Annotated in this window: 18 protein-coding genes; 9 read left to right on the forward strand and 9 right to left on the reverse strand. The window is 65.0% G+C overall.

Going from position 1 to position 21300, the window contains the following annotated elements; all coding sequences use genetic code 11:
- The first annotated feature begins 185 nt into the window (after positions 1–185).
- Together K359_RS0105925 and catC are read left to right on the forward strand one after the other, a co-directional pair.
- On the forward strand, positions 186–1760 hold the full coding sequence (locus K359_RS0105925; protein ID WP_029078514.1) for a 4-hydroxyphenylacetate 3-hydroxylase N-terminal domain-containing protein: 1575 nt from the start codon (positions 186–188) through the stop codon (positions 1758–1760).
- Between the two features lie 107 nt (positions 1761–1867).
- Positions 1868–2158, forward strand: a complete 291-nt coding sequence (gene catC, locus K359_RS0105930; protein WP_029078515.1) for a muconolactone Delta-isomerase — start codon at positions 1868–1870, stop codon at positions 2156–2158.
- 237 nt (positions 2159–2395) lie between these two features.
- On the opposite strand, the gene K359_RS0105935 is transcribed toward catC, so the two are convergent.
- The 6 genes from K359_RS0105935 to K359_RS0105960 all read right to left on the reverse strand — a co-directional run bounded on the left by K359_RS0105935 (position 2396) and on the right by K359_RS0105960 (position 7556).
- Positions 2396–2986 (reverse strand): TIGR02281 family clan AA aspartic protease, encoded by a 591-nt coding sequence (locus K359_RS0105935; protein ID WP_029078516.1) that lies wholly within the window; start codon positions 2984–2986, stop codon positions 2396–2398.
- Between the two features lie 25 nt (positions 2987–3011).
- Positions 3012–3215 (reverse strand): DUF1289 domain-containing protein, encoded by a 204-nt coding sequence (locus tag K359_RS0105940; RefSeq protein ID WP_029078517.1) that lies wholly within the window; start codon positions 3213–3215, stop codon positions 3012–3014.
- A 107-nt stretch (positions 3216–3322) separates the two neighbouring features.
- Positions 3323–4927 carry a HAMP domain-containing sensor histidine kinase gene (locus K359_RS0105945; protein WP_029078518.1) on the reverse strand — a complete coding sequence of 535 codons (1605 nt, stop codon included), beginning with the start codon at positions 4925–4927 and terminating at the stop codon, positions 3323–3325.
- 153 nt (positions 4928–5080) lie between these two features.
- A complete protein-coding gene (locus K359_RS0105950) occupies positions 5081–6004 on the reverse strand; it encodes an L-lactate permease (protein WP_029078519.1) in 924 nt (307 codons plus the stop codon).
- 30 nt (positions 6005–6034) lie between these two features.
- Positions 6035–6559, reverse strand: a complete 525-nt coding sequence (locus tag K359_RS0105955) for an L-lactate permease (RefSeq protein ID WP_029078520.1) — start codon at positions 6557–6559, stop codon at positions 6035–6037.
- Positions 6560–6683: 124 nt separating this feature from the next.
- Positions 6684–7556 carry an NAD(P)-dependent oxidoreductase gene (locus tag K359_RS0105960; protein WP_029078521.1) on the reverse strand — a complete coding sequence of 291 codons (873 nt, stop codon included), beginning with the start codon at positions 7554–7556 and terminating at the stop codon, positions 6684–6686.
- Positions 7557–7755: 199 nt separating this feature from the next.
- Here K359_RS0105960 and K359_RS0105965 point away from each other — a divergent pair, with 199 nt between their 5' ends.
- The 5 genes from K359_RS0105965 (at position 7756) to K359_RS0105990 (ending at position 12673) form a co-directional block, all read left to right on the forward strand.
- Positions 7756–8196 (forward strand): VOC family protein, encoded by a 441-nt coding sequence (locus tag K359_RS0105965; RefSeq protein ID WP_156928383.1) that lies wholly within the window; start codon positions 7756–7758, stop codon positions 8194–8196.
- 126 nt (positions 8197–8322) lie between these two features.
- Positions 8323–9453: an Mrp/NBP35 family ATP-binding protein gene (locus K359_RS0105970; protein WP_029078523.1), complete on the forward strand. Its 1131-nt coding sequence runs from the start codon at positions 8323–8325 to the stop codon at positions 9451–9453.
- Positions 9454–9662: 209 nt separating this feature from the next.
- The gene (locus K359_RS0105975; protein WP_029078524.1) at positions 9663–9893 is read left to right on the forward strand and encodes a hypothetical protein; all 231 of its coding nucleotides are present in this window, start codon (positions 9663–9665) and stop codon (positions 9891–9893) included.
- 311 nt (positions 9894–10204) lie between these two features.
- Positions 10205–11293, forward strand: a complete 1089-nt coding sequence (locus K359_RS0105985; RefSeq protein ID WP_029078525.1) for a TRAP transporter substrate-binding protein — start codon at positions 10205–10207, stop codon at positions 11291–11293.
- A gap of 291 nt (positions 11294–11584) precedes the next feature.
- On the forward strand, positions 11585–12673 hold the full coding sequence (locus tag K359_RS0105990) for a TRAP transporter substrate-binding protein (RefSeq protein WP_029078526.1): 1089 nt from the start codon (positions 11585–11587) through the stop codon (positions 12671–12673).
- A 65-nt stretch (positions 12674–12738) separates the two neighbouring features.
- Here the strand turns inward: K359_RS0105990 and K359_RS51260 are convergent, their stop codons facing one another.
- The 3 genes from K359_RS51260 to K359_RS0106005 are packed head-to-tail and all read right to left on the reverse strand — an operon-like array spanning position 12739 to position 18825.
- The gene (locus K359_RS51260) at positions 12739–14283 is read right to left on the reverse strand and encodes an efflux transporter outer membrane subunit (RefSeq protein WP_084518288.1); all 1545 of its coding nucleotides are present in this window, start codon (positions 14281–14283) and stop codon (positions 12739–12741) included.
- A 10-nt stretch (positions 14284–14293) separates the two neighbouring features.
- A complete protein-coding gene (locus K359_RS0106000; protein ID WP_029078527.1) occupies positions 14294–17539 on the reverse strand; it encodes an efflux RND transporter permease subunit in 3246 nt (1081 codons plus the stop codon).
- A gap of 56 nt (positions 17540–17595) precedes the next feature.
- Complete coding sequence (locus K359_RS0106005; RefSeq protein ID WP_245284524.1) at positions 17596–18825, reverse strand: efflux RND transporter periplasmic adaptor subunit; 1230 nt, start codon at positions 18823–18825, stop codon at positions 17596–17598.
- A 404-nt stretch (positions 18826–19229) separates the two neighbouring features.
- On the opposite strand from K359_RS0106005, the gene K359_RS0106010 reads away from it, so the two are divergent.
- A complete protein-coding gene (locus K359_RS0106010) occupies positions 19230–19904 on the forward strand; it encodes a response regulator transcription factor (protein WP_029078529.1) in 675 nt (224 codons plus the stop codon).
- A gap of 2 nt (positions 19905–19906) precedes the next feature.
- Entirely contained in the window at positions 19907–21232 is a 1326-nt protein-coding gene (locus K359_RS0106015; RefSeq protein ID WP_029078530.1) for a HAMP domain-containing sensor histidine kinase, read from the forward strand.
- Positions 21233–21300: the final 68 nt, after the last annotated feature.

The raw sequence follows: 21300 nt of genomic DNA on the forward strand, positions 1-21300 counted from the left end.
CCGTGCCACCCGAGTCATAGCCCGGCCCGGGCCAGTCCGCGCGGTATGGTGTGATACCTTTCGCCCGCTCCCGCTCAGCGCGTAGCGTTTCCTCCGATGTCACGCCGACCAAGAGCGTGACGAGATGGTCCCAGGCCGGTGTGGCAACTCCCCGGTCCCACCACACAAGCGGAGGAGAAACGTTCATGACTACTGCAGCTGCCCTGCGGGCCGACACGCCTGCGTCAACCAGCGTCTATACCGGCGCGGAATTCCTGGACAGCATCCAGGACGGCCGCGAAATCTACATCTACGGCGAGCGCGTCAAGAACGTCACGGCGCATCCCGCCTTCCGCAATTCGGCGCGGATGGTGGCGCGCTGGTACGACCGCTTTCATGAGAAGAAGGATCAGATCGGCGTCCTGACCGACACCGGCTCGGGACAGTTGACCCATCCGTTCTTCCTGGGGTCGCGAACGGCCGACGATCTGATCAGGGGGCGCGATGCGATCGCCGAATTGCAGAAGGTTGCCTTCGGCTGGATGGGCCGTTCGCCGGACTACAAGGCGGCATTCCTCGGAACGCTGGGCGCAAATTCGGGCTTCTACGGCGAGTATGCCGGCAACGCCCGGAAGTGGTATGCCCGGACCCAGGAGCGGCTCGACTTCTGGAATCACGCCATCGTCAATCCGCCGATCGATCGTGACCGCGCGATCGAGGATGTGCGCGACGTCTTCATGCATGTCGAGAAGGAGACCGACGCAGGCCTGATCGTGTCAGGCGCAAAGGTGGTCGCGACCGGTTCGGCGCTCACGCACTACAACTTTATCGCGCATTACGGCATCCCGATCAAGGACAAGTCGTTCGCGCTGATCTTCACGGCCCCGATGGACGCCAAGGGCGTCAAGCTGATCGCCCGCTCGTCCTACGAATTCACGGCGGCCGCGACCGGCTCGCCGTTCGACTATCCGCTGTCGAGCCGCTTCGACGAGAACGACTCCATTCTGGTCTTCGACAAGGTGCTGGTGCCCTGGGAGAACGTCTTCATCTATGGCGACGTCGGCAAGATTAACCAGTTCTTCCCGGCGTCGGGCTTCGTGCCGCGGTTCACGCTGCACGGCGTGACGCGGCTTGCAGTCAAGCTCGACTTCATCGCCGGCCTGTTCTCGATGGCGGTCGAGGCGACCGGGTCGAAGGATTTCCGCGGCGTGCAGACGGCAGTCGGCGAGGTGATCGCCTGGCGCAATCTGTTCCACGGCATTTCCGATGCGATGGTGAAATCGCCGATCGCATGGCAGGGGACCGAGGGATATAATCTGCCCAATCTGAACTACGGGCTGGCCTATCGTGTGTTTGCGCCGATGGCCTATCCGCGGATCAAGGAATTGATCGAGCGCCATGTCGCGAGCGGCCTGATCTATCTGCCGTCGAGCTCGGCCGATCTGGAAAGCGAAGCCATCCGGCCCTATCTCGACCGCTTTGTGCGCGGCTCCAACGGCTATGCGGCGATCGACCGGATCAAGCTGCTCAAGCTGCTCTGGGATGCGATCGGCTCCGAGTTCGGCGGCCGGCATGAGCTCTACGAGCGCAATTATGCGGGCAATTACGAGAACCTGCGCGTCGAGACGCTGATGGCCGCGAGCGCCACCGGCGACCTCGGCGCCATGCAGGACTTCGTGCGCAACTGCATGAGCGACTATGACGTCTCCGGTTGGACGGCGAAGGACCTCATCAACCCCGATGACATCAACCTCGTCAGCCGCGGTCTGGTGCAAGGCTGACGACAGGGCTGACGATCTGGTAGACAGAATATCGGAGCCGCCGCGATCGCACGGCGGCTCCGTTCCGTTTTCGCGCCACTTCATCCTTGCAGAGAGAGTTCACCGTCATGCTGTTTCACGTCGAAATGGAGGTGCGGATTCCGCACGATCTGCCGACTGAGCGAACCGATGCGCTGAAGCAGGCGGAACGAATCCGCGCCATGGAGCTGCAGCGGACGGGCGCCTGGCGACATCTGTGGCGGGTGGCCGGACGCTACGCCAATGTCAGCGTCTTCGACGTCTCAGGCCCGCAGGAATTGCACGACATCCTGTCCAGCCTGCCGCTGTTTCCATTCATGGAGATCCGCGTCATGCCACTGTGCCGGCATCCGTCGTCGATCCACGATGACGACCGCTAGCGGCGGGCGTGTGCCGTTCGCGATCGCGCGAGAACGCGATAAATTCAGATCGGTCAGCCACGGGCTCGGTTCACCTCTCCCCGACGGGGAGAGGTCGATTTGCGAAGCAAATCGGGTGAGGGGCCGCGGCTCCAAGGAGAGACCGTAATCCCTCACCCGGCGCTGCGCGCCGACCTCTCCCAAGGGAGAGGTGAACCGAATGCTCGGCGAATTGATTCAACTAAAGCTCATCACACTCTAGTCGACGGCCATGCGCGGGCGCCGGTGCCGGCTTGAGGGGGAGACACTACCGGTGACGTCGGGGTATCCGGTCAGCGACAGCGTGTCGGAGCGGACGCCCCAGCTCTCGAGACGGTCGAGGAAGCTCATGCCGAGCAAATTGGTCTTCATCTGCCCGCGCTGCACCACCAGCGCCGGCACCGATTTCTCGACCAGCTTGCCGACCGCGAGCCGATCGAGCGTCAGCCGCGCCGCCTTGGTGTGACCGCCGGCGGTCTCGAGGTCGACATTGTATTCGAGCATGTCGGTCGGCAGCCCGATCGCCTTGGCGGTTTCCCAGGTCAGCACCACCGAGGTCGCGCCGGTGTCGATCACCATCGGCGCGCTGACGCCGTTGATCTTGGCGCGGAATGCGAACTCACCGCCCTGGCCGCGTGCGATCTGCACGGCGGGGGCAGAGGCGGGGGCCGACGCAGTGGTGGCAGTGCTGCGGCCGAGGATCTGGTTGAGATTTTCCCTTGCGCGCGCGATCTGGTCGGGATCGCCATAGGTCACGACGGCGCCGGCGGTCGTCATCAGCAGCAGGATGACGAGGAGGATGCGGGTCACGGTGCGTCTCCGGCGGCTGCGCCGATCAGGCGCGCTTCGGATGCGGCTCCATGCGCTCGAGCCCGGCGTCCGCCATGCGCGCCGGCAACGTCGCCATCACCGTCAGCCGCTCCGTGCGGTCCATCTTGTGCCAGCGCGCGATCTCCGGAAGCGTGCGGCCACAGCCGAAGCAGAGCTTCGTTTTGGGGTCCATCATGCAGACTGCGATACACGGCGTTTCTGAGCTCATTCTTCCAGTGTTGAACGGTTTCAGCCGCTGGTGCAAGCCGGCCGAAGCGCGATGCTGTCATCACGCCTCAGCTTTTTGTCGTGAGCATGGTCTCCCGCGCCATGCTGCTACAATCCGGTGCCGGCACTCATGATCGCCCTGCGGCGCACACGTGTACGGTCGGCGCCCATCGTGGGCTCCGCGGGCTCCGGCTGCATCGGCGGTGATTCTTCCGCCATTGGCGCCAGCGCGCTCATCACCCGTTCCGGCGGCAAGGTCACGATCACCTCGGTGCCGATGCGCAGTTTCGATTTCAGCGTGAAGGTGCCGCCATGCATGTCGATCAGGCTTTTCGCGATCGGCAGGCCAAGGCCTGCGCCCTGTTCCGCCGACTTGATCGAGTTGGAGCCCTGACCGAACGAGGCCAGCACGACCGGGATCTCGTCCTCGGCGATGCCGCTTCCGGTATCCTTGACGCTCAGATATTGCCCGCCCGATGCGGTCCAGCCGACCTTCAGCCAGATCTCGCCGCCCTGCGGCGTGAACTTGATTGAATTGGAGAGCAGGTTGAGCACGACCTGGCGGATGGCGCGTTCGTCGCCCCAGATCCTGGGCATGCCATGCTCGAACACTTCGTGGATTGTGATGCCGCGGCTGGAGGCACGCAGCTTCAAGAGATGGTGGCAATCGGCGACGACATGCACCAGTGCCACGGCTTCTTCGTTCAGCTCGTATCGGCCGGCCTCGATGCGCGACAGGTCGAGGATCTCGTTGATGAGATTGAGCAGGTGCACGCCGGAATTATGGATGTCGGCGGAATATTCCTTGTACACCGCAACGGCATGCGCGCCGAAGATCTCGCTCTTCATCACCTCGGAGAAGCCGAGGATGGCGTTAAGCGGCGTGCGCAGTTCGTGGCTCATCTGGGCGAGGAAGCGCGACTTGGCGACGTTGGCGGATTCGGCGCGGTGCCGCGCCTCGTCGGAGATCGCCTTGGCCTGTTCCAGTTCGCCGATCAGCGCGTCCTTTTCGGCGCGGGCCTCCAGCGTCGCCAGCGTGGTCGAATGCAGGCGGTGCGCCAGCAGCGCGAAATAACCCTCGGCGGCAAGCGCGAGCAGCGCCAGCACATAATTGTCGAACGCGCCGTTGAGCACGAGGTCGAGCGCGATGCCGACCGTCACTGGAACGGTCGCCGCGAGGGCTGCGATCGGCAGGCTCGCCGCCAGCATGCTGGAGACTGCGATCACCAGCAGCATCAGGAACATCATCAGCGTGTTGGAGGCGAGATCGCGCCCGGCGGGGTGGATCAGGATCGCGGTCCAGCACAGGCCGTAGAGCAGGTCGAGCAGCACGAAGCGCGTCCGCCATTTGCGGGTCACCGCGACCGAGGGGGGCTCGGCGAGGAAGCGGGCGCAGCTGCGGATGATCGCGAGATGGACGGCGAGGATGCCGACGGTCCAGGCGCCGGCCACGATCGGCTGCATCCAGAGGCCAAACAGCACACCGGTCGCGACCACGAGCAGCATCACGACGTAGGACGCCGACATCCGGGTCTGGGCGTATTGCCGGAGCAGTTCGGCGTCGAACGCCGGGCGGGTTCCACTGGTTGACGTTAACCGATCCCGCGCCTCACGCACCCGCTGCGCGGCGGCACGCCGGCTATTCACCGGCGACGCCACCTGGGGGCTTGCCGGAAGCTGTACAACTTCAGGCTTTTCTGCGGGATTACTCATAAACAACACAAATCCTGCCCGCGAACCGCGCGGGCTTTTTGCATTGTCTATCTGTGACGCTAAATCATTAAGCGATGACTTAAAGAGCTAAAGAAAAGCGTTAACGGGGGGTTAAATTAACTTTTGCGCGGGCGCCGTGGCGCGCGATGAATCTCACCATCTCACCAGCAGCAGCGCCGCGGCACCCACCAGGATCGCGAGCGGAACCGCACCGAGCGGCCAGCCGCGCAGATACACGGTCCGCTCGAGATCGGGCTTTCCGGCCAGCGCGCAGCCGACCGCGACCCGCACCGGCGACAGCATGGTCAGGGCTGCGGCTGCAGTGTTCTGGATTGCGCCGAGCCACGGCAGGCTGAGCGCGGCGTCCCTGGCGAGCGCGATCTGGGCTGGCATCAACAGGCCGTTGGCGGCGTTGCTGCTGCCGGTCAGGAATCCGAACAGCCCGGCGAACAGGGGCGTCGCCAGAACGGCGAGCGGGCCAAGCGCCGACCTCAGGCCCCTCGCGAGGCCGTCGGCGAGGCCCGATGCGGCCATCACCTGCGCCATCGCAAGGAAGCAGCCGATGGTGAGGATGGGTTTGTGGCCCCGGCTCCATGCGCGTCCGAGCACAGACGCCGCCGGCCGTCGCATCGCGATCGTCGTGGCAAGGCCGACCACGAGCAGCCAGGAGCCTGGATGCAGCAGGGGAAACCAGGTCGGGCCGTCGGCAAACGGCCGCACCGCGAGCGCAAGGCGCTGCCATTCGTTCAGCAGCGTGATCGCGCGCGTCGCCATCAGGATGGCGATCAGGGCGACGTAAGGTAGCCCGACGCGCAGCGCCGCGCGCCACTGTTCGCGATTGGGCCGGCCGCTCAACAGGAATCTTGCGACGATCAGCGGTCCAAGGGCCGCCAGGGCGGCGACCTCCGGACCGAACAGAGCGTTGGCGGCGACCAGCAGCCCACCGGCCGCAATCGTGCACAGCGCTTCGCCGATAAAATCAAGCGCCGTCCCGGGAACCTTGGCGATGGCGGCGATGCGCCAGAACAGACCGAGCCAGGCCAGCAGCAGCGGCACTGTGAGGAGGGCGCTGTGCACGCCGAGGTCGGTCGGCGTAATCCCTGACAGTTACGAGCCGACGATCGTGCCGTTGGCCATCGCGCCCCATGACACCATCATCTGGCTGAACAGCCCGAACAGGATGGCGTGGAGCGGCGCAAGCCCGATGCCGTTGAGGATCGGCGCAACCGTGACCTGACCGACGCCGAAGCCGGTCGCTCCCTCCGCGAACGGGCCGATCAGAAAGCACGTTGTGTAGAGCTGCTTGCGGCGCCGCTCCGGCGCGACCGGCACCGGATTGCTTGCCACGCGATGCTCCGAGACCACCTCGCGGAAGAATAATCCTCCAAGAATGACGGCGCCGACGAGCAGCGCCAGCCATCCGCCGCGCGCAATCGCGCCGAGCGCATCGTAACTGCCAAAAGGGTGCGGTGGCGCCGCCATGGCGACAATCAGCGAGCTGACGAGACCGAACAATCCCACCACGGTGGAGGAGGCACGTCCGGTGGCGATCAGCGCCGCGACGACGACGAACGGGAGCGACCACACCAGATATTGCAAGGTCGTCTCGCTTTCCTCTCGGGCATGCGGCATCGACGGCGGGTTTCAAGCTACCGCTATATTTAGCCGTCGACAGCGCGCGAGGGAGCGGAATTTGGGAGGCAACACCGCATGGCAGGTGACCCGCGGGCGCGGGACACCTTGGCTGCGCGGGCAGCTAGCGCTGCAGGCGGGCGAGCAGGCTCGACGTATCCCAGCGCTTGCCGCCCATCTTCTCGACCTCGGCATAGAACTGGTCGACCAGCGCGGTGGCCGGCAGCGTGGCGCCGTTGCGGCGGGCTTCGGCCAGCGCGATCGACAGGTCCTTGCGCATCCACTCGACCGCGAAACCGAAATCGTACTTGCCCTCGTTCATGGTCTTGTAGCGGTTCTCCATCTGCCAGGACTGCGCCGCCCCCTTGGAGATGGTCTCGATCACGGCCGCGACGTCGAGGCCGCTCTTCTTGGCGAAGTGGATGCCTTCGGAGAGGCCCTGCACGAGGCCGGCGATGCAGATCTGGTTGACCATCTTGGTCAGCTGGCCGGCGCCTGCCGGTCCCAGCAATTTGCACATCCGCGCATAGGCGCCGGTGATGATCGGCTCGGCGCCGGCATAGGCGTCCGCGCTGCCGCCGCACATCACCGTCAGCACGCCGTTCTCGGCGCCGGCCTGGCCGCCGGACACCGGCGCGTCGACGAACTTGAAGCCGGCCTTGGTGGCAGCCGCGTCGAGCTCGCGGGCGACTTCGGCGGAGGCGGTGGTGTGGTCGACGAAGGTCGCACCCTTCTTCATTCCGGCGAAGGCGCCGTCGGCGCCGATCGTGACCGCGCGCAGGTCGTTGTCATTGCCGACGCAGCACATCACGAAATCCTGGCCTTCGGCGGCGGCCTTCGGCGTCGGCGCCGTCTTGCCGCCAAACTTGTCGGCCCATTCCTTCGCCTTCGCCGCAGTCCGGTTGTAAACGGTGACCTCATGGCCGCCCTTTTTCACGAGGTGTCCCGCCATCGGGAAACCCATCACGCCGAGACCGAGAAAAGCGACTTTAGCCATATCTGTTACCTTGGGTTCTGTGATTTGCCGTGGTGATCGCCCCTTGAGACCGCCGGAAAACGTCGCGGCGGGCAGGGCATTCCGTCCATGGAAGGAGCCGCACCATACCCCCTGCGCAGCGGAGGGCAACGGCTTCGTTGGATGGCAGATGGCGGTTTTGTGCTAGGATGGCCCACCAAAGAACTTCACAAAAAAGGGAGTGTCTCGCATGAGCGTGGGTGTGCTCGATCATTTCAATATCCGGACCCGGAATCTCGCCGCCACGGTGCGGTTCTATGAGGACATTCTGGGCCTGGAAAAAGGCGCGCGGCCGAACTTCGCGTTCCCCGGCGCATGGATGTACAGCGAGGGCAAGGCGGTCGTGCATCTGGTCGATATTTCGCAGACCAGCGAGGCACAAAAGCCGGATTCCGGCGTCGTCCACCACGTCGCCTTTGCCAGCCAGGGCTTTGACGGGATGAGGCAGCGGCTTCAGTCCAAGGGCATGGAATTCGACTCGCGCCAGGTTCCCGGTGGCGACCTCTGGCAGATCTTCGTCAACGACCCGAACGGGGTCATGATCGAGCTGAACTACGAGGCCGCCAAGGAAGGCGGCTCGGCAGCGCCGGCCGAGCGGCGGGACGATGTCGGAGCGAGGTAGCCTTTTGCGCTGCAACGCTCTATGGGTCGTCTCCCTGGGCATGATCCGGAACTGAGGTTTTCCGGCGCGACAAACGCGACGCGTTTGCGCGGAGATCATGCCCACTGAAAAGCCAGGAGATGCGCGGTGAGCGTGACGCAGCAACAGGTTCTCGATTGCCTTGCCAAGGTGATGTCGCCGCGCGGCACAGCCTTGACCAACGCCAATGTGCTGTCGGCGATCACGGTCACCGACGGCAAGGTGTTCTTCTCGATCAACGTTGACGCCGCGGAGGCCCGCGCCTGGGAAAGCGTGCGTGCGCAGGCCGAGAACGCCGTGCGCGCCATTCCCGGCGTCAGCGTGGCGATGATCGCGCTGACCGCGGAGCGCAAGGCGGGCGCCGCGGCGCCTGCACCGCGCCCGGCCGGCGGCGTCCCGCCGGCGTCCGCGCACCGGCATCCGCATCCGCCCGGCGCGCAATCGCCGATGGCGCGCCAGGCCGAGATTCCCGGCATCTCCGCCGTGATCGCCGTTGCCTCCGGCAAGGGCGGGGTCGGCAAGTCGACCACGGCGCTCAACCTCGCGCTCGGCCTGCGCGACCTCGGCCTGCGCGTCGGGCTGCTCGACGCCGACATCTACGGCCCGTCGGTGCCGCGGCTGACCGGTATCCGCGAGAAGCCGCAGCTCAACGACGACAAGAAGATGATTCCGCTGCAGCGCTTCGGCCTGTCGATCATGTCGATCGGCTTCCTGGTCGAGGAGGACACCGCGATGATCTGGCGCGGGCCCATGGTGATGTCCGCGATCACCCAGATGCTGCGCGACGTCGCCTGGGGCACGCTCGACGTGCTGGTGGTCGACATGCCGCCCGGCACCGGCGACGCCCAGCTGACGCTGGCGCAGAACGTCCCGCTCAAGGGCGCCGTCATCATCTCGACCCCGCAGGACCTCTCGCTGATCGACGCCCGGCGGGGATTGGCGATGTTCAAGAAGGTCAACGTGCCGGTGCTCGGCATCGTCGAGAACATGAGCTATTTCCAGTGCCCGCATTGCGGCACGCGCTCGGACATCTTTGGCCATGGCGGTGCCCGCCACGAGGCCGAGAAGCTCGGGGTGCCGTTCCTCGGCGAAATTCCCCTGCACATCGCCATCCGGACCGCGTCCGATTCCGGCACCCCGGTGGTCGAGAGCGAGCCGGACGGCCCGCACGCGGCGATTTACCGCGCGATCGGCGGCAAGGTCCGTGAGCAGCTGCAGGACGTCATCGCCGCAGCCTGAGGTTGCCTTGCCGTCGTCGCGGGCCGGGCTCTAAAGGCGTCGGCCTCGGCGGCGGTTCTTCACAGAACTGTCGCGCTGAACGGTTGCTGGGCCGCTTTCGGCCTGTATGGTTGTGAAGAGATAGCCGAATCGTACCAGTCTGTCCGTCAGCTTGAACGAGTCCATCGCCAGGCCGTAACCGCGGGAAAGGCCGTGAGGCCACGATCAACATGGCAGCACCAGCAAAGAAAGCACGCCGCAAACATCTGACGCGGGAGAAGCGCGAAGAGGCTTCCCGGATGGCGTTCAACATTGCGAAGAAATCCGACTCGATCAAGGAGGCCGCGGCGGCGATCTCGAAGACGTATGGCGTGAGCCACACGACCGCGCAAAGCTGGATCCGGCGCGGGCGGCATTTGGCCAACCAGGCCAAGAAAGCGCGGGAGACGACGCGGCGCTGATTGCCCCGGTAGCCTGGTGGTTGAGCGCGGGCCGGACGGCCCGCACGCGGCGATTTACCGCGCGATCGAAGGGGCCCGGTCCGCGAACAGCTGCAAGGCGTCATCGCCGCGGCCTGAGCCGCAATTCCCGGCCGATTCCCGCGTCATCAGACTTTCGTTTAATTGGCGTGGTCATGCCATTGTCGCGTTTCCGTGAGGCCGCCTTCCGTGTTAAAGGGCCGACCCAGAGCGCCTCGGCAGGCCTGTGCAAGCGTCCCGCCGGAGAACTGCTTGCGGTCACTGGGAAACGCCCCTCAAGGAGAAGCCTTACGATGAAGCGTCGTGATTTTTTGAAAGTTTCTGCGGCCGGTGCTGCCGCGACGGCGGTTGCGGCGCCGGCGATCGCGCAGTCCTCGCCTGAAATCAAGTGGCGCTTGACCTCGAGCTTCCCGAAGTCGCTGGACACCATCTACGGCGGCGCCGTCGAGGTCTCGAAATACGTCGCCGAAATGACCGACAACAAGTTCCAGATCCAGGTGTTCGCGGCGGGCGAAATCGTCCCCGGCCTGCAGGCGCTGGACGCGACCTCCAACGGCACGGTCGAGATGTGCCACACCGTGTCGTACTACTATGTCGGCAAGGACCCGACCTTTGCGATCTATGCGTCGGTGCCGTTCGGCCTCAACGCGCGCATGCAGAACTCCTGGTGGTACCAGGGCGGCGGCGAGGCGCTCGGCAACGAGTTCTTCAAGAAGTTCGGCGTGATCGGTTTCCCGACCGGCAACACCGGCACCCAGATGGGCGGCTGGTTCCGCAAGGAGATCAAGACGGTCGCCGATCTCTCCGGCCTCAAATTCCGCATCGGCGGCATCGCAGGTCAGGTGCTGCAGAAGGTCGGCGTGGTGCCGCAGCAGCTCGCCGGCGGCGACATCTATCCGGCGCTCGAAAAGGGCACCATCGACGCCGCCGAGTGGGTCGGTCCCTATGACGACGAGAAGCTCGGCTTCCAGAAGGTCGCGAAGTACTACTACTATCCGGGCTTCTGGGAAGGCGGTCCGACCGTGCACTCCTTCATCAACCTGGAGAAGTGGAACGCGTTGCCGAAGAACTACCAGGCGATCCTGACCAATGCGTGCGCCAACGCTAACAGCTGGATGAATGCGCGCTACGACATGCAGAACCCCTCGGCGCTGAAGCGGCTGGTGGCCGGCGGCACCCAGCTGCGTCCGTTCACCAACGAAGTGCTCGAGGCCTGCCTCAAGGCGACCAACGAGCTGTGGGGCGAGATCTCCGCCAAGAACGCCGACTTCAAGAAGTCGATCGACGCCATGCAGGCGTACCGCTCCGACCAGTATCTGTGGTGGCAGGTCGCCGAGTACACCTTCGACAGCTTCATGATCCGCTCGCGCACCCGCGGCTGATCGGCGCAGCGTTCGCGCGAGGAGAACGCTGCAACAGATAGGAAAGGGCTTCGCTTCCAGGACTGAAGCCCGTGCCAAGGTTCGACTTAAGTAGCCCGGCCTCCGCGAGGAGGCCGGGTTTTTTGCGTCTGGCGTTCGGCAAGGGGATGCTCCATGCTCGCGCCCGAAGCCTCGGCACGAAGGCGGCGCATGATCGGTCTCCGGTCGTGACGGCAAAAAAGAAAAGCGGCGCGACGATCGCAAGCAGTCGACGCTCGGACAACACAATCATACAGGGCAGGATTCATTCAAATGAAGCGCAGGGATTTCATCAAGGTCACGGGTCTGGGCGTCGCCGGTGCCGCAACCGTCGCGGCGCCGGCCATCGCGCAGTCGATGCCGGAGCTCAAGTGGCGGCTGACGACGAGCTGGCCGAAGTCGCTCGACACGCTGCACGGCGGCGCCGAGCTGATGGCGAAGGCGGTGGGTGAAGCCACCGACAACAAATTCCAGATCCAGACCTTTGCCGCCGGTGAGATCGTGCCGGGCCTGCAGGTGCTCGACGCCGTGCAGAACGGCACCGTCGAGATGGGGCACACCGCGCCCTATTATTATTACGGCAAGGACGCCACCTTCACCTTCGGCTCCTCGGTGCCGTTCGGACCCAACATGCGCCTCAACCAGGCCTGGTACATGATCGGCGGCGGCAAGGAGCTGCTCAACGAGTTCTACAAGAGCTACAACGTCACCTCGCTGCTGGCCGGCAACACCGGCTGCCAGATGGGCGGCTGGTTCCGCAAGGAGATCACCAGCGTCGACGATCTCAAGGGCCTCAAATTCCGCATCGGCGGCTTTGCCGGAAAGGTGATGCAGAAGCTCGGCGCGGTGCCGCAGCAGCTTGCCGGCGGCGACATCTATCCGGCGCTGGAAAAAGGCACCATCGATGCAGCCGAGTGGGTCGGTCCCTATGACGACGAGAAGCTCGGCTTCCACAAGGTTGCGCCGAACTATTACTTCCCCGGCTGGTGGGAAGGCGGCCCGATGCTGGTGGCGATGATCAACCTCGACAAATGGAATGCGCTGCCGAAGCACTATCAGTTCGTGCTCGAGCAGGCCGGCCATCTCGCCAACAACTGGATGATGGCGCGTTACGACCAGGCCAACCCGATCGCGCTGAAGAAGCTGCTCGCGGTCGGCACCAAGCTGCGCCCGTTCCCGCCTACGGTGATGGAAGCCTCCTTCAAGGCCGCAAAGGAGCTGCATTCCGAGGTCTCGGCGACCAACGCCAACTTCAAGAAGGTCTATGACTCGCTGACGTCGTTCTCCAACAACGGCTATCAATGGTTCCAGGTCGCCGAAGTCGGCTACGACAATTTCATGGCGCGCCACTCGCAGGTGTGATCGCGGCTCGGCATGACGACAGCAAGCCCCGAAGCCATCGCTTCGGGGCTTAGCTCATTGAACGATCAGTTCCTCGACGCGACGCGGCCTTCGAACACGCAGGAACGCCAGTCGCTGGTTGCGCAATCGGTCGGCCAGCCGCCACCGAGCGCCATGAACAGCGCCGCGGTGTCGGACAGCCGCGTCGCCACCGCCTGCACGCGGGTGATCGCGGCATTCAAATAGACCTGCTGCGCGTTCAGCACATTGACCTGATTGACCTGGCCGAGCCCGAGCTGCTTCTGCACGATGTCGAGGCTGGCCTTGGCGGCGTCCTCCGCCTTGATCGCGGCCTGTACGGCACGGGCGTCGGCCTGCAGGCTGCGCAGCGCGTCGGCGACGTTCTGGAACGCCGTGATGACGGCCTGGCGGTACTGCGCATTGGCCTGCTCGAGCGCGGCCTCCGCCGCCTTTTGCTTGTGGTACAGCGTCAATCCGTCGAACACGGTCTGGGTCGCGCTGCCGGCAACCGTGTAGAACAGCGTCCCCGGCGTGAACAACTGGGCGGCGTTGAAGGCAGTCGAGCCGGGGTTGGCAGAGATGGTGAAGCTCGGCAGCCTTGCTGCGATCGCGGCACCAACTAGCGCGCTTGCCGAATGCAGATTGGCCTCGGCCGCCCGCACGTCGGGGCGCTGCGCCACCAGCGTACTCGGCAGGCTCACCGGCAGATTGGCCGGCAGCGCGAGCCGTTGCAGATCGAATTTCTGCAGGATCTCATCGGCGGAGAATTGCCCGGCTAGCGCCGTGAGCAAATCGCGCTGGATCGCGAGCTGCTTCTGCAGCGGCGGCAAGGTCTCCTCGGACTGCGCGAGCGCCGCCTGTTGCGCCAGCACGTCGACCTGCGCCGCCTGGCCGGCATTGAACTGGTTCTGCAGAATGCCGAGGATGTCGCGCTCGACCTTGATGATGTGCTCGGTGGCGGCGATCTGGCCGCGCAGCGAGGCCTCCTGGATCGCCGCCGTCACCACATTGGAGGTGAGCGTCAGATAGGCTGCCTCGAGCTGGAACTGGGCCTGCTCGGTGAGCGCGTCGAGGCTCTCGACGTTACGCATGTTCTCGCCCCACACGTCGGGCACGAAACTGATATTGAGCTGCGCGGTGTACAGCGTGTAGCGCGCCTGCGCCGTGTTGCCGGGCCCCGACACGGCGTTGGAGACGAGCTGGTCGGACGGGGTGAAGTTTGCACCGACTTGCGGAAAGTACAGGCCGCGCTGCGCCAGCGCGTTGAAGTTCGCCATCCTGATCGCGGCCTCTGCGGCCTGCAGGGACGGATTGCGCTCGACCGACAGGCGGATCAGCTGGTTGAGCGGCGCGGAGCGGAACGCGGCCCACCAGCGCGTCGTGATGTCGGCGCCGTTGACGAAGTGTTGCCCGGCCACGCGCGGTCCGGCCGGATCGGATGGCGGCGATTGCAGCTTCTCCGGCGTGTAGCCGGCGACGGTGGGGGCGGGCGGCGACGAGAAATTGGGGCCGACCGCGCAGCTTGCAAGCATGAGGGCGCCGGCGGCCGCGGCCAGCCCGCGCATCGCGGGAGCGGCATGACGTGGCGTCCTGGTGCTGAAATCGTCCATGGCACGCCCCCTAATGCGCGGCTTCAGGCGGCGCCGCGGCGGGCGTCTCGCTGGGCGAGGCTGCACGTTCGCGCGACAGGAAGATCTTGCGCAGCGCGGGCGCTACGATCAGGAGCAGCAGTGGGCCGATGAACATGCCGCCGACCACCACGGTCGCCAGCGGCCGCTGCACCTGGCTGCCGATGCCATGCGACAGCGCGGCCGGGAACAGGCCGACGCCCGCGGACAGCGCGGTCATCAGCATCGGGCGCATGCGCTGCTCGGCGCCGTTGAACACCGCCTCCGCAATGCTCTGGCCCGACGCGCGCAGCTCGCGGAAATAGGTGATGTTGAGAATGCCGTCCATGACCGCGACGCCGAACAGCGAGATGAAGCCGATCGCGGCCGAGATCGAGAAGTCGAGCCCGGCGAGGTACAGCGCGATCAGGCCGCCGCCGACCGCGAAGGGAATGCCGGCCAGCGCCAGCAGGCTGTCGCGCAGCGAATTGAACAGGCTGTAGAGCAGCACGAAGATCAACAGCAGCGTGACCGGCACCACGATCATCAGCCGTGCCTTGGCGGCTTCGAGATTGTCGAATTCACCCGACCAGATCATCCGGTAGCCGGTGGGCAACGGCACGGCTTGCGCGATCCTGGCCTGCGCCTCCGCCACCGTGCTGCCGAGATCGCGGCCGCGGACGCTGAACTTGATCGGGATGTAGCGCTGGCTGCGCTCGCGATAGATGAACAGCGCGCCGGTATCGAGCGAGATATCGGCAAGCTCGCTCAAGGGGATATAGGCATTGGTGCCCGACGGGGTCGCATAGGCAACCTTGATGTCGCGCACCGCGTCGATGCTCCTGCGGAATTTCGGATCGAGCCGCACCACGACGCCGAACTGCCGGTCGCCCTCCAGCACGGTCGTGGCATTGGCGCCGCCGAGCGCGGCCTGCACCACGGTGGTGACGTCGCCGGTATTGAGGCCGAAGCGCGCGGTCTTTTCCCGGTTGACCCGGATGTTGAGATTGGGCTGACCGACCAGATGGAAGATGCCGAGATCGGCGACGCCGCGGATTTTCGCCATCTCCTGCGCGACCTTGGTCGCGAGCCCTTCGAGCACGTCGAGATTGGGGCCGATGATCTTGATCGAGTTGGCGCCCTTTACCCCGGAAAGCGCCTCCTCGATGTTGTCCTGGATGTACTGCGAGAAGTTGAAGGTGACGCCGGGCATCTCCTCGTCGAATTCCTTCTGCAGCTCCTCGGTGAGCTTCTCCTTGGTGAGACCCGGCGGCCACTGGTCGAACGGCTTGATCGGCGCGAACAATTCGACATTGGAGAAGGGCGAGGCGTCGCTGCCATTGTCGGGGCGGCCATGCTGCGACACCACAGTGATGATCTCGGGGTGGCGCAGCAGGATCTCGCGCATCTTGCGGGTCGGGTCGGTGCCGGCCTCGAGCGAGATCGTCGGCGGCATCGAGGCGCGGATCCAGAAATTGCCCTCCTCGAGCGCGGGCAGGAATTCGCTGCCGAGCCTACTTGCCGCCAGCGCGCTGAGGCCGAGGAACACAATGCCGGATGCGACAGCGACCTTGAGATTGGCCTGCGACCAGCGCAGCACCGGCGTGTAGCTCTTGCGCAACCAGCGCGCGATGATGGTCTCGGTTTCCTCGATATGCCGCGGCAGCAGCAGCGACGCCAGCACCGGCGTCACCGTGAAGGTCGCCAGCAGCGCTCCGGCCAGTGCATAGCCATAGGTGCGCGCCATCGGGCCGAAGATCTGGCCCTCGACGCCCTGCATGGTGAGCAGCGGCACGAAGGCAGTCACCGTGATGGCCGCGGTGAAGAACACTGCTTTGTCGACCTGCAGCGCGCTGACGAAGATCATGCGCAGCCGCTCGGTCCAGCCCGGCGCGGGCCCGCCGTGCTGCGTCGTCGGGTCGCTCCCCCAATAGCCTTCGGCGAGGTTCTGCAGCACGCGCAGCCGGTTCTCGGGGCTGGACTGGAAGTTGCGGAAGATGTTCTCCATCATGATGACGGCGGAATCGACGATGATGCCGAAATCGACCGCACCGAGCGACAGCAGATTGGCGTCCTCACCCTGTAGCACCAGGATGATGATGGCGAAGAATAGCGCGAACGGGATGTTGGCGCTGACGATCAGCGCGCTCCTGAGGTCGCCGAGAAAGACCCACTGGATGACGAACACCAAAAGGCAGCCGAACAGCAAATTGTGCAGCACCGTGTGGGTCGTCACGCTGACCAGCGAGCTGCGGTCGTAATAGGGCACGATCCTGACGCCCGGGGGCAGGGTGCCGTCGCTGTTGATGCTGGCGACCTCTTCCTCGACCTTGGGGATGATGTCGTTGGTGTGCTGGGTGCGTCCCATCACCACGATCGCGGCAGCGACGTCGTCACGGCCGTCCTTGCCGGCGATGCCGAGCCGCGGCACATAGCCGATCGACACCTTGGCGACGTCCTTGATCTGGATCGGCAGCCCGTTCGACTGGGTCAGGACGATGTTCTCGATGTCCTGGACCCTGTAGCCCTTGGTGATGTCGTCATCGCCGCCGGAATTGATCAGGCCGATGCCGCGGATGTTGACGGATTGCTGGCCGATCGCGATCTCGCGGCCGCCGACATTGACGTTGGAATTGCCGAGCGCGCTGATCAGCTGCGGCACGGTGATGTTGTAGGCCTCGAGCTTGGCGAGATCGGCGTCGACATTGAACTGCTTGGTGGTGCCGCCCCAGGAGTTGATCTGCACCACACCCGGAAGCGTCATCAGCCGGCGGGCAACGACATAGTCCTGCAAGGTCCGCAAATTGGTCAGGCCGAAATTCGGCGGCCCGACGAGCTGGTAGCGGTAGATCTCGCCGACCAGGCTCGATTGCTGGATCTGCGGGACCTGATTGCCGGGCAGCTGGACGTTCTGCGTGAGGCTGTTGGTGGCCTGGGTCAGCGCGAAATAATAGTCGACGCCATATTTAAAGGTGACCCGCACGAAGGACAGGCCGTAGAACGAGGTCGAGCGGATGTTGACGACACCGGGCGTCGAGTACAGCCCGACCTCCATCGGGATCGTGTAGTACTTCTCCATTTCCTCGGCGGAAAGCCCGGCGGCCTGCGCCGTGATCTCGATGATCACAGGCGCCGGGTTCGGATAGGCCTCGATGTTCAGCTTGGCGAACGCCGCGAACCCGGCGGCGCAGAACACGATGAGGCCAAGCACGATGACGGCGCTTCGGGTCAGGCCGAACTGGAGGAGGCTCTTGATCAAGGTGCTGCACTTCCTCTTGGGGTGACGAGCGCGCGGTCAGCGTCGTATCCGGCGTGCTATCCGGAGGCCGCATTGGCGAACTTGTTGCTGAGGAAGATTGCGCCTGACGACGCGACCTTTTCGCCCGCGCCGAGGCCTGAGAGGATCTGCCGCCAGCCGTCCTGCTCCATGCTGATCGTCACCGTGCGACGGTCGAATTTGCGGCCGTCGGTCGTGACCCACACCGTCATCGTTCCGTCGCCCTCGCGCACGATCGCATCCGACGGCACGCTGACCGACAGTTTCGGCGGCTCGGTTTCGATGGTGAAGCTCGCCAGCATGCCGGCGCGCAGCTTGTGCTGGGGATCGTCAATCACCGAGCGCACCAGCTGACGGTGCGAGGTGGGATCGATGTTGAGGCCGAGCGTCGTCACGCGGCCGCGAAACACCTCGTTCGGATAGGCGGGCAGGCGGACCTCGACCGATTGACCGATCCGGTAGGAGGGGGCATCGGTCTCGATCACATTGGCGACCATCCACATCGTCGAGATGTCGGCAAGTGAGTAGGGCGCCGGTGCATTGCCGGGCTGCACGTAGAGCCCCGGCGCGGCGTTGCGCGCGATGATCCGGCCCGAGATCGGGCTCGGGACCACCAGGATGGAATCGACCTTGCGGTCGGCGACGATGCGGTCGATCTCGGCGTCGGTCTTGCCGAAGATGCGCACCGCGTCGCGCGCGGCCTTGTAGTTGCCTTCTGCGGTCTGCTGATCCGACGTCGCCTGGTCGACGTCCTTCTGCGCGCCACCGCCGGTCTTCAGCAGCTGCCTGACCCGTGCCAGCGTCCTGATCTGCAGTTCGAGCACGCCGGACGAGGCGAGCAGCGATGATTCCGCCTGCAGCAGGTCGGGGCTGTCGATCGTGAACAGCGTGTCGCCCTTGGCAACCTCGTCACCGACATTGAGCGGCGTGTCGACGATCCTGCCGGGGTTCGGCGTGAACGCCTGCACCAGCATGTTCTGGTTGAAGTCGATCGAGCCGACCGCGTTCTTCAGTGTCCGGAACGAACGTTGTACCGCCACCATGACCTTGAGCGAGGCGGCCTGCTTGTCGCTCAGCGCGACATATTGCTGCTCGACGTTGACATCCTGCGGCGCGGTCTCCTGTGCTGCGACCCTCTGCGCAGCCATCTTCTGTGCAGCCTTGGCGCTCACGACGCCGTCGGCGCGCGTCATCAGCCACGCGCCGGCGAGGAGCACGGCCAGCACCGGCATCGCCGCAAAGCCCATATGCTTCATTCGAAATGACATCGCCCGCCCGGCCAATTCTGCATGAAAGCCTCGCGCGAGGATCGAGGTCTTGCCGCATATTGGGCATTCGTCGAGCTCTCGGCGAGAACGAGCAATCTGTTATCAGGGCTAGCTGACGCCAGCCTTACGCTGGCCGGCCCATTCATGCGGGGTGGGCGCGGATTTTGATTGCAGCCGGTAGGCGTTTATCTATTTTCACGTCATGGCCGGTGCGGCCGGTCATAGCGAAAACATAGCGCGGGTCGCGCAATCGAGGCGTTGTGCCCAAATGCGTGTCGTTTGCATATCGTGATTGCCCAAGGTGATTGACCAAGCCGCGATCCGTCGCGCGGTTCATCCCGTGGCTGGCGCATCGCGACAAGATGTGCAAACGGAAGACATCGAATGAAGACAGGACTGCTGCGATGCGCCTTTTGATCGTCGAGGACAATGTCGAGCTCTCGAGACTTCTCGCCAGCGGATTGATGGCGGCGGGATATGAATCCGATGTCGTCAACAATGTTGCCGAGGCGCGTGATGCGCTGCGCAGCGTCACCTATGCCGCCATGATCCTCGATCTCGGTCTGCCCGACGGTGACGGCCTGTCGGTGCTGTCGGAGCTTCGCCGCAAGACCGACCCGCTGCCGGTGCTGGTGCTGACTGCGCGCAACGGCCTGCAGGACCGGGTCAACGGCCTGCGCAGCGGCGCGGACGACTATCTGGCGAAACCGTTCGCGCTGGAAGAGCTGGTGGCACGGCTCGAAGCCATCCTGCGCCGGCCCGGCCAGCTGCTCGGCTCGTCGCTGAAGCTCGCCAATCTGGTCTACGACACCGAGAGCAAGCAGGTGTTCGTCGACGGAGCGCCGCACGTGTTCTCGGCGCGCGAGACGTCGGTGCTGGAGATCCTGCTGCGGCGGCAGGGGCGGGTGGTGCCGAAGAAGAACGTCGAGGATCACATCTTCGGGCTGTCGGGCGAGGTCGCCTCGAATGCGGTCGAGGTCTATGTGTCGCGCCTGCGCAAGCTCCTCGCCGAGCACCACGCCAAGATCATCATCCACACCATTCGCGGCGTCGGCTATCTGATGGCGGAGGAGAAGTAGCGGTGTTCCGCTTCAAGTCGCTGACCTCGCGGATCGTGTTCCTGCACATCGTGGCGGTTGCGGTCGCCGCGATCTTCCTGCCGCTCTTGCTGCTGTGGCTGTTGAATACGGAGATCAACCATCTGCATCGCGAGGCAATGCGCGATCAGGCCGCCGATCTCGGCCAGAACCTCTCGGTCGATTCCAGCGGCAAGGTATCGCTCAATCTGCCTGATAGCCTGAGGGGGCTCTATTCCGACGCCTATGGCCGCTACCGCTACGACATCTACGATGCGGACGGCCACGTGCTGTTTTCGTCGCATCGCGAGGCGCCGCCACTGCCGGCCTCGGTCGACCGGATCTCCGGTGCCAGCGTCACCAGGCTGCTCGGCGGTCAGACGCTGCGTATCCAGGTCGCCGAGGACCTGTCGCATCGCGACGTCATCATCGATGACATCGTCACCAACTTCTTCCGGCGGGTGGGCTGGATCACCATCCCGATCCTGCTGATCCTGCTTGCCGCCGATATCCTGATCTTCCGCCGCGCGATTGTCCCGCTGTTGCGCGCCTCGGAGGAAGCCAGAAGTATCGGACCGGCCAGGACCGATATCCGTCTGCCGACCGAGGGGATTCCGAGCGAGATCCTGCCGCTGGTGACCGCCGTCAACCAGGCCTTCGACCGTCTGGAGGACGGCTTTCACGTGCAGCGCCAGTTCACCGCCGACGCCGCGCATCAGCTTCGCACCCCGCTCGCGATCCTCAGGACCCGGATCGAGACGCTGGACGCAGCCAAGGGGACCAGCGAGCTGCATGCCGACATCGAGAGCATGAGCCGGATCGTCAACCAGCTGCTCGAGATCGCCGAGCTCGATACGCTGGTGCTGGATCCCGGCGAGACCGCGGACCTGCGCGCGGTGTGCGCCGAGGTGGTCGGCTCGATCGCGCCCTACGCGCTGGCGCAGCAGAAGGACATCGCGCTGCGCGGCACGGACAGTGCGGTCCGGGTCAGGGGCAATGCCGAGATGCTGCAGCGGGCGATCTTCAATCTGGCGGAGAACGCCATCAAGTACACCGCCGATGCGACCTCAGTCGATGTCGAGGTGCACGAAGATGGCTCGGTGCAGGTGCGCGACTGCGGGCCGGGGATTGCGCCCGCCGAGCAGGGCCTGATCTTCCAGCGCTTCTGGCGCGGCGATCGGCAGCGCACCGACGGCGCAGGGCTCGGGCTCTCGATCGTGCGCGGCGTCGTCGACGATCACGATGCGACGGTGAGGGTGGAGAACCTGCCGGCCGGCGGTGCCCAGTTCACGCTGCGCTTCCGCCTTGCGGAGGCGGAGCCGGCGTCGTGAGACGGCCTGCGGCCGAACAGAGCGTTTTGAGCGAAGTGGTGATGCACCCGAAAGCGGACGTCTCACGC

It is taken from the genome of Bradyrhizobium sp. th-b2 (assembly GCF_000426785.1).
Taxonomy (GTDB): domain Bacteria; phylum Pseudomonadota; class Alphaproteobacteria; order Rhizobiales; family Xanthobacteraceae; genus Bradyrhizobium; species Bradyrhizobium septentrionale.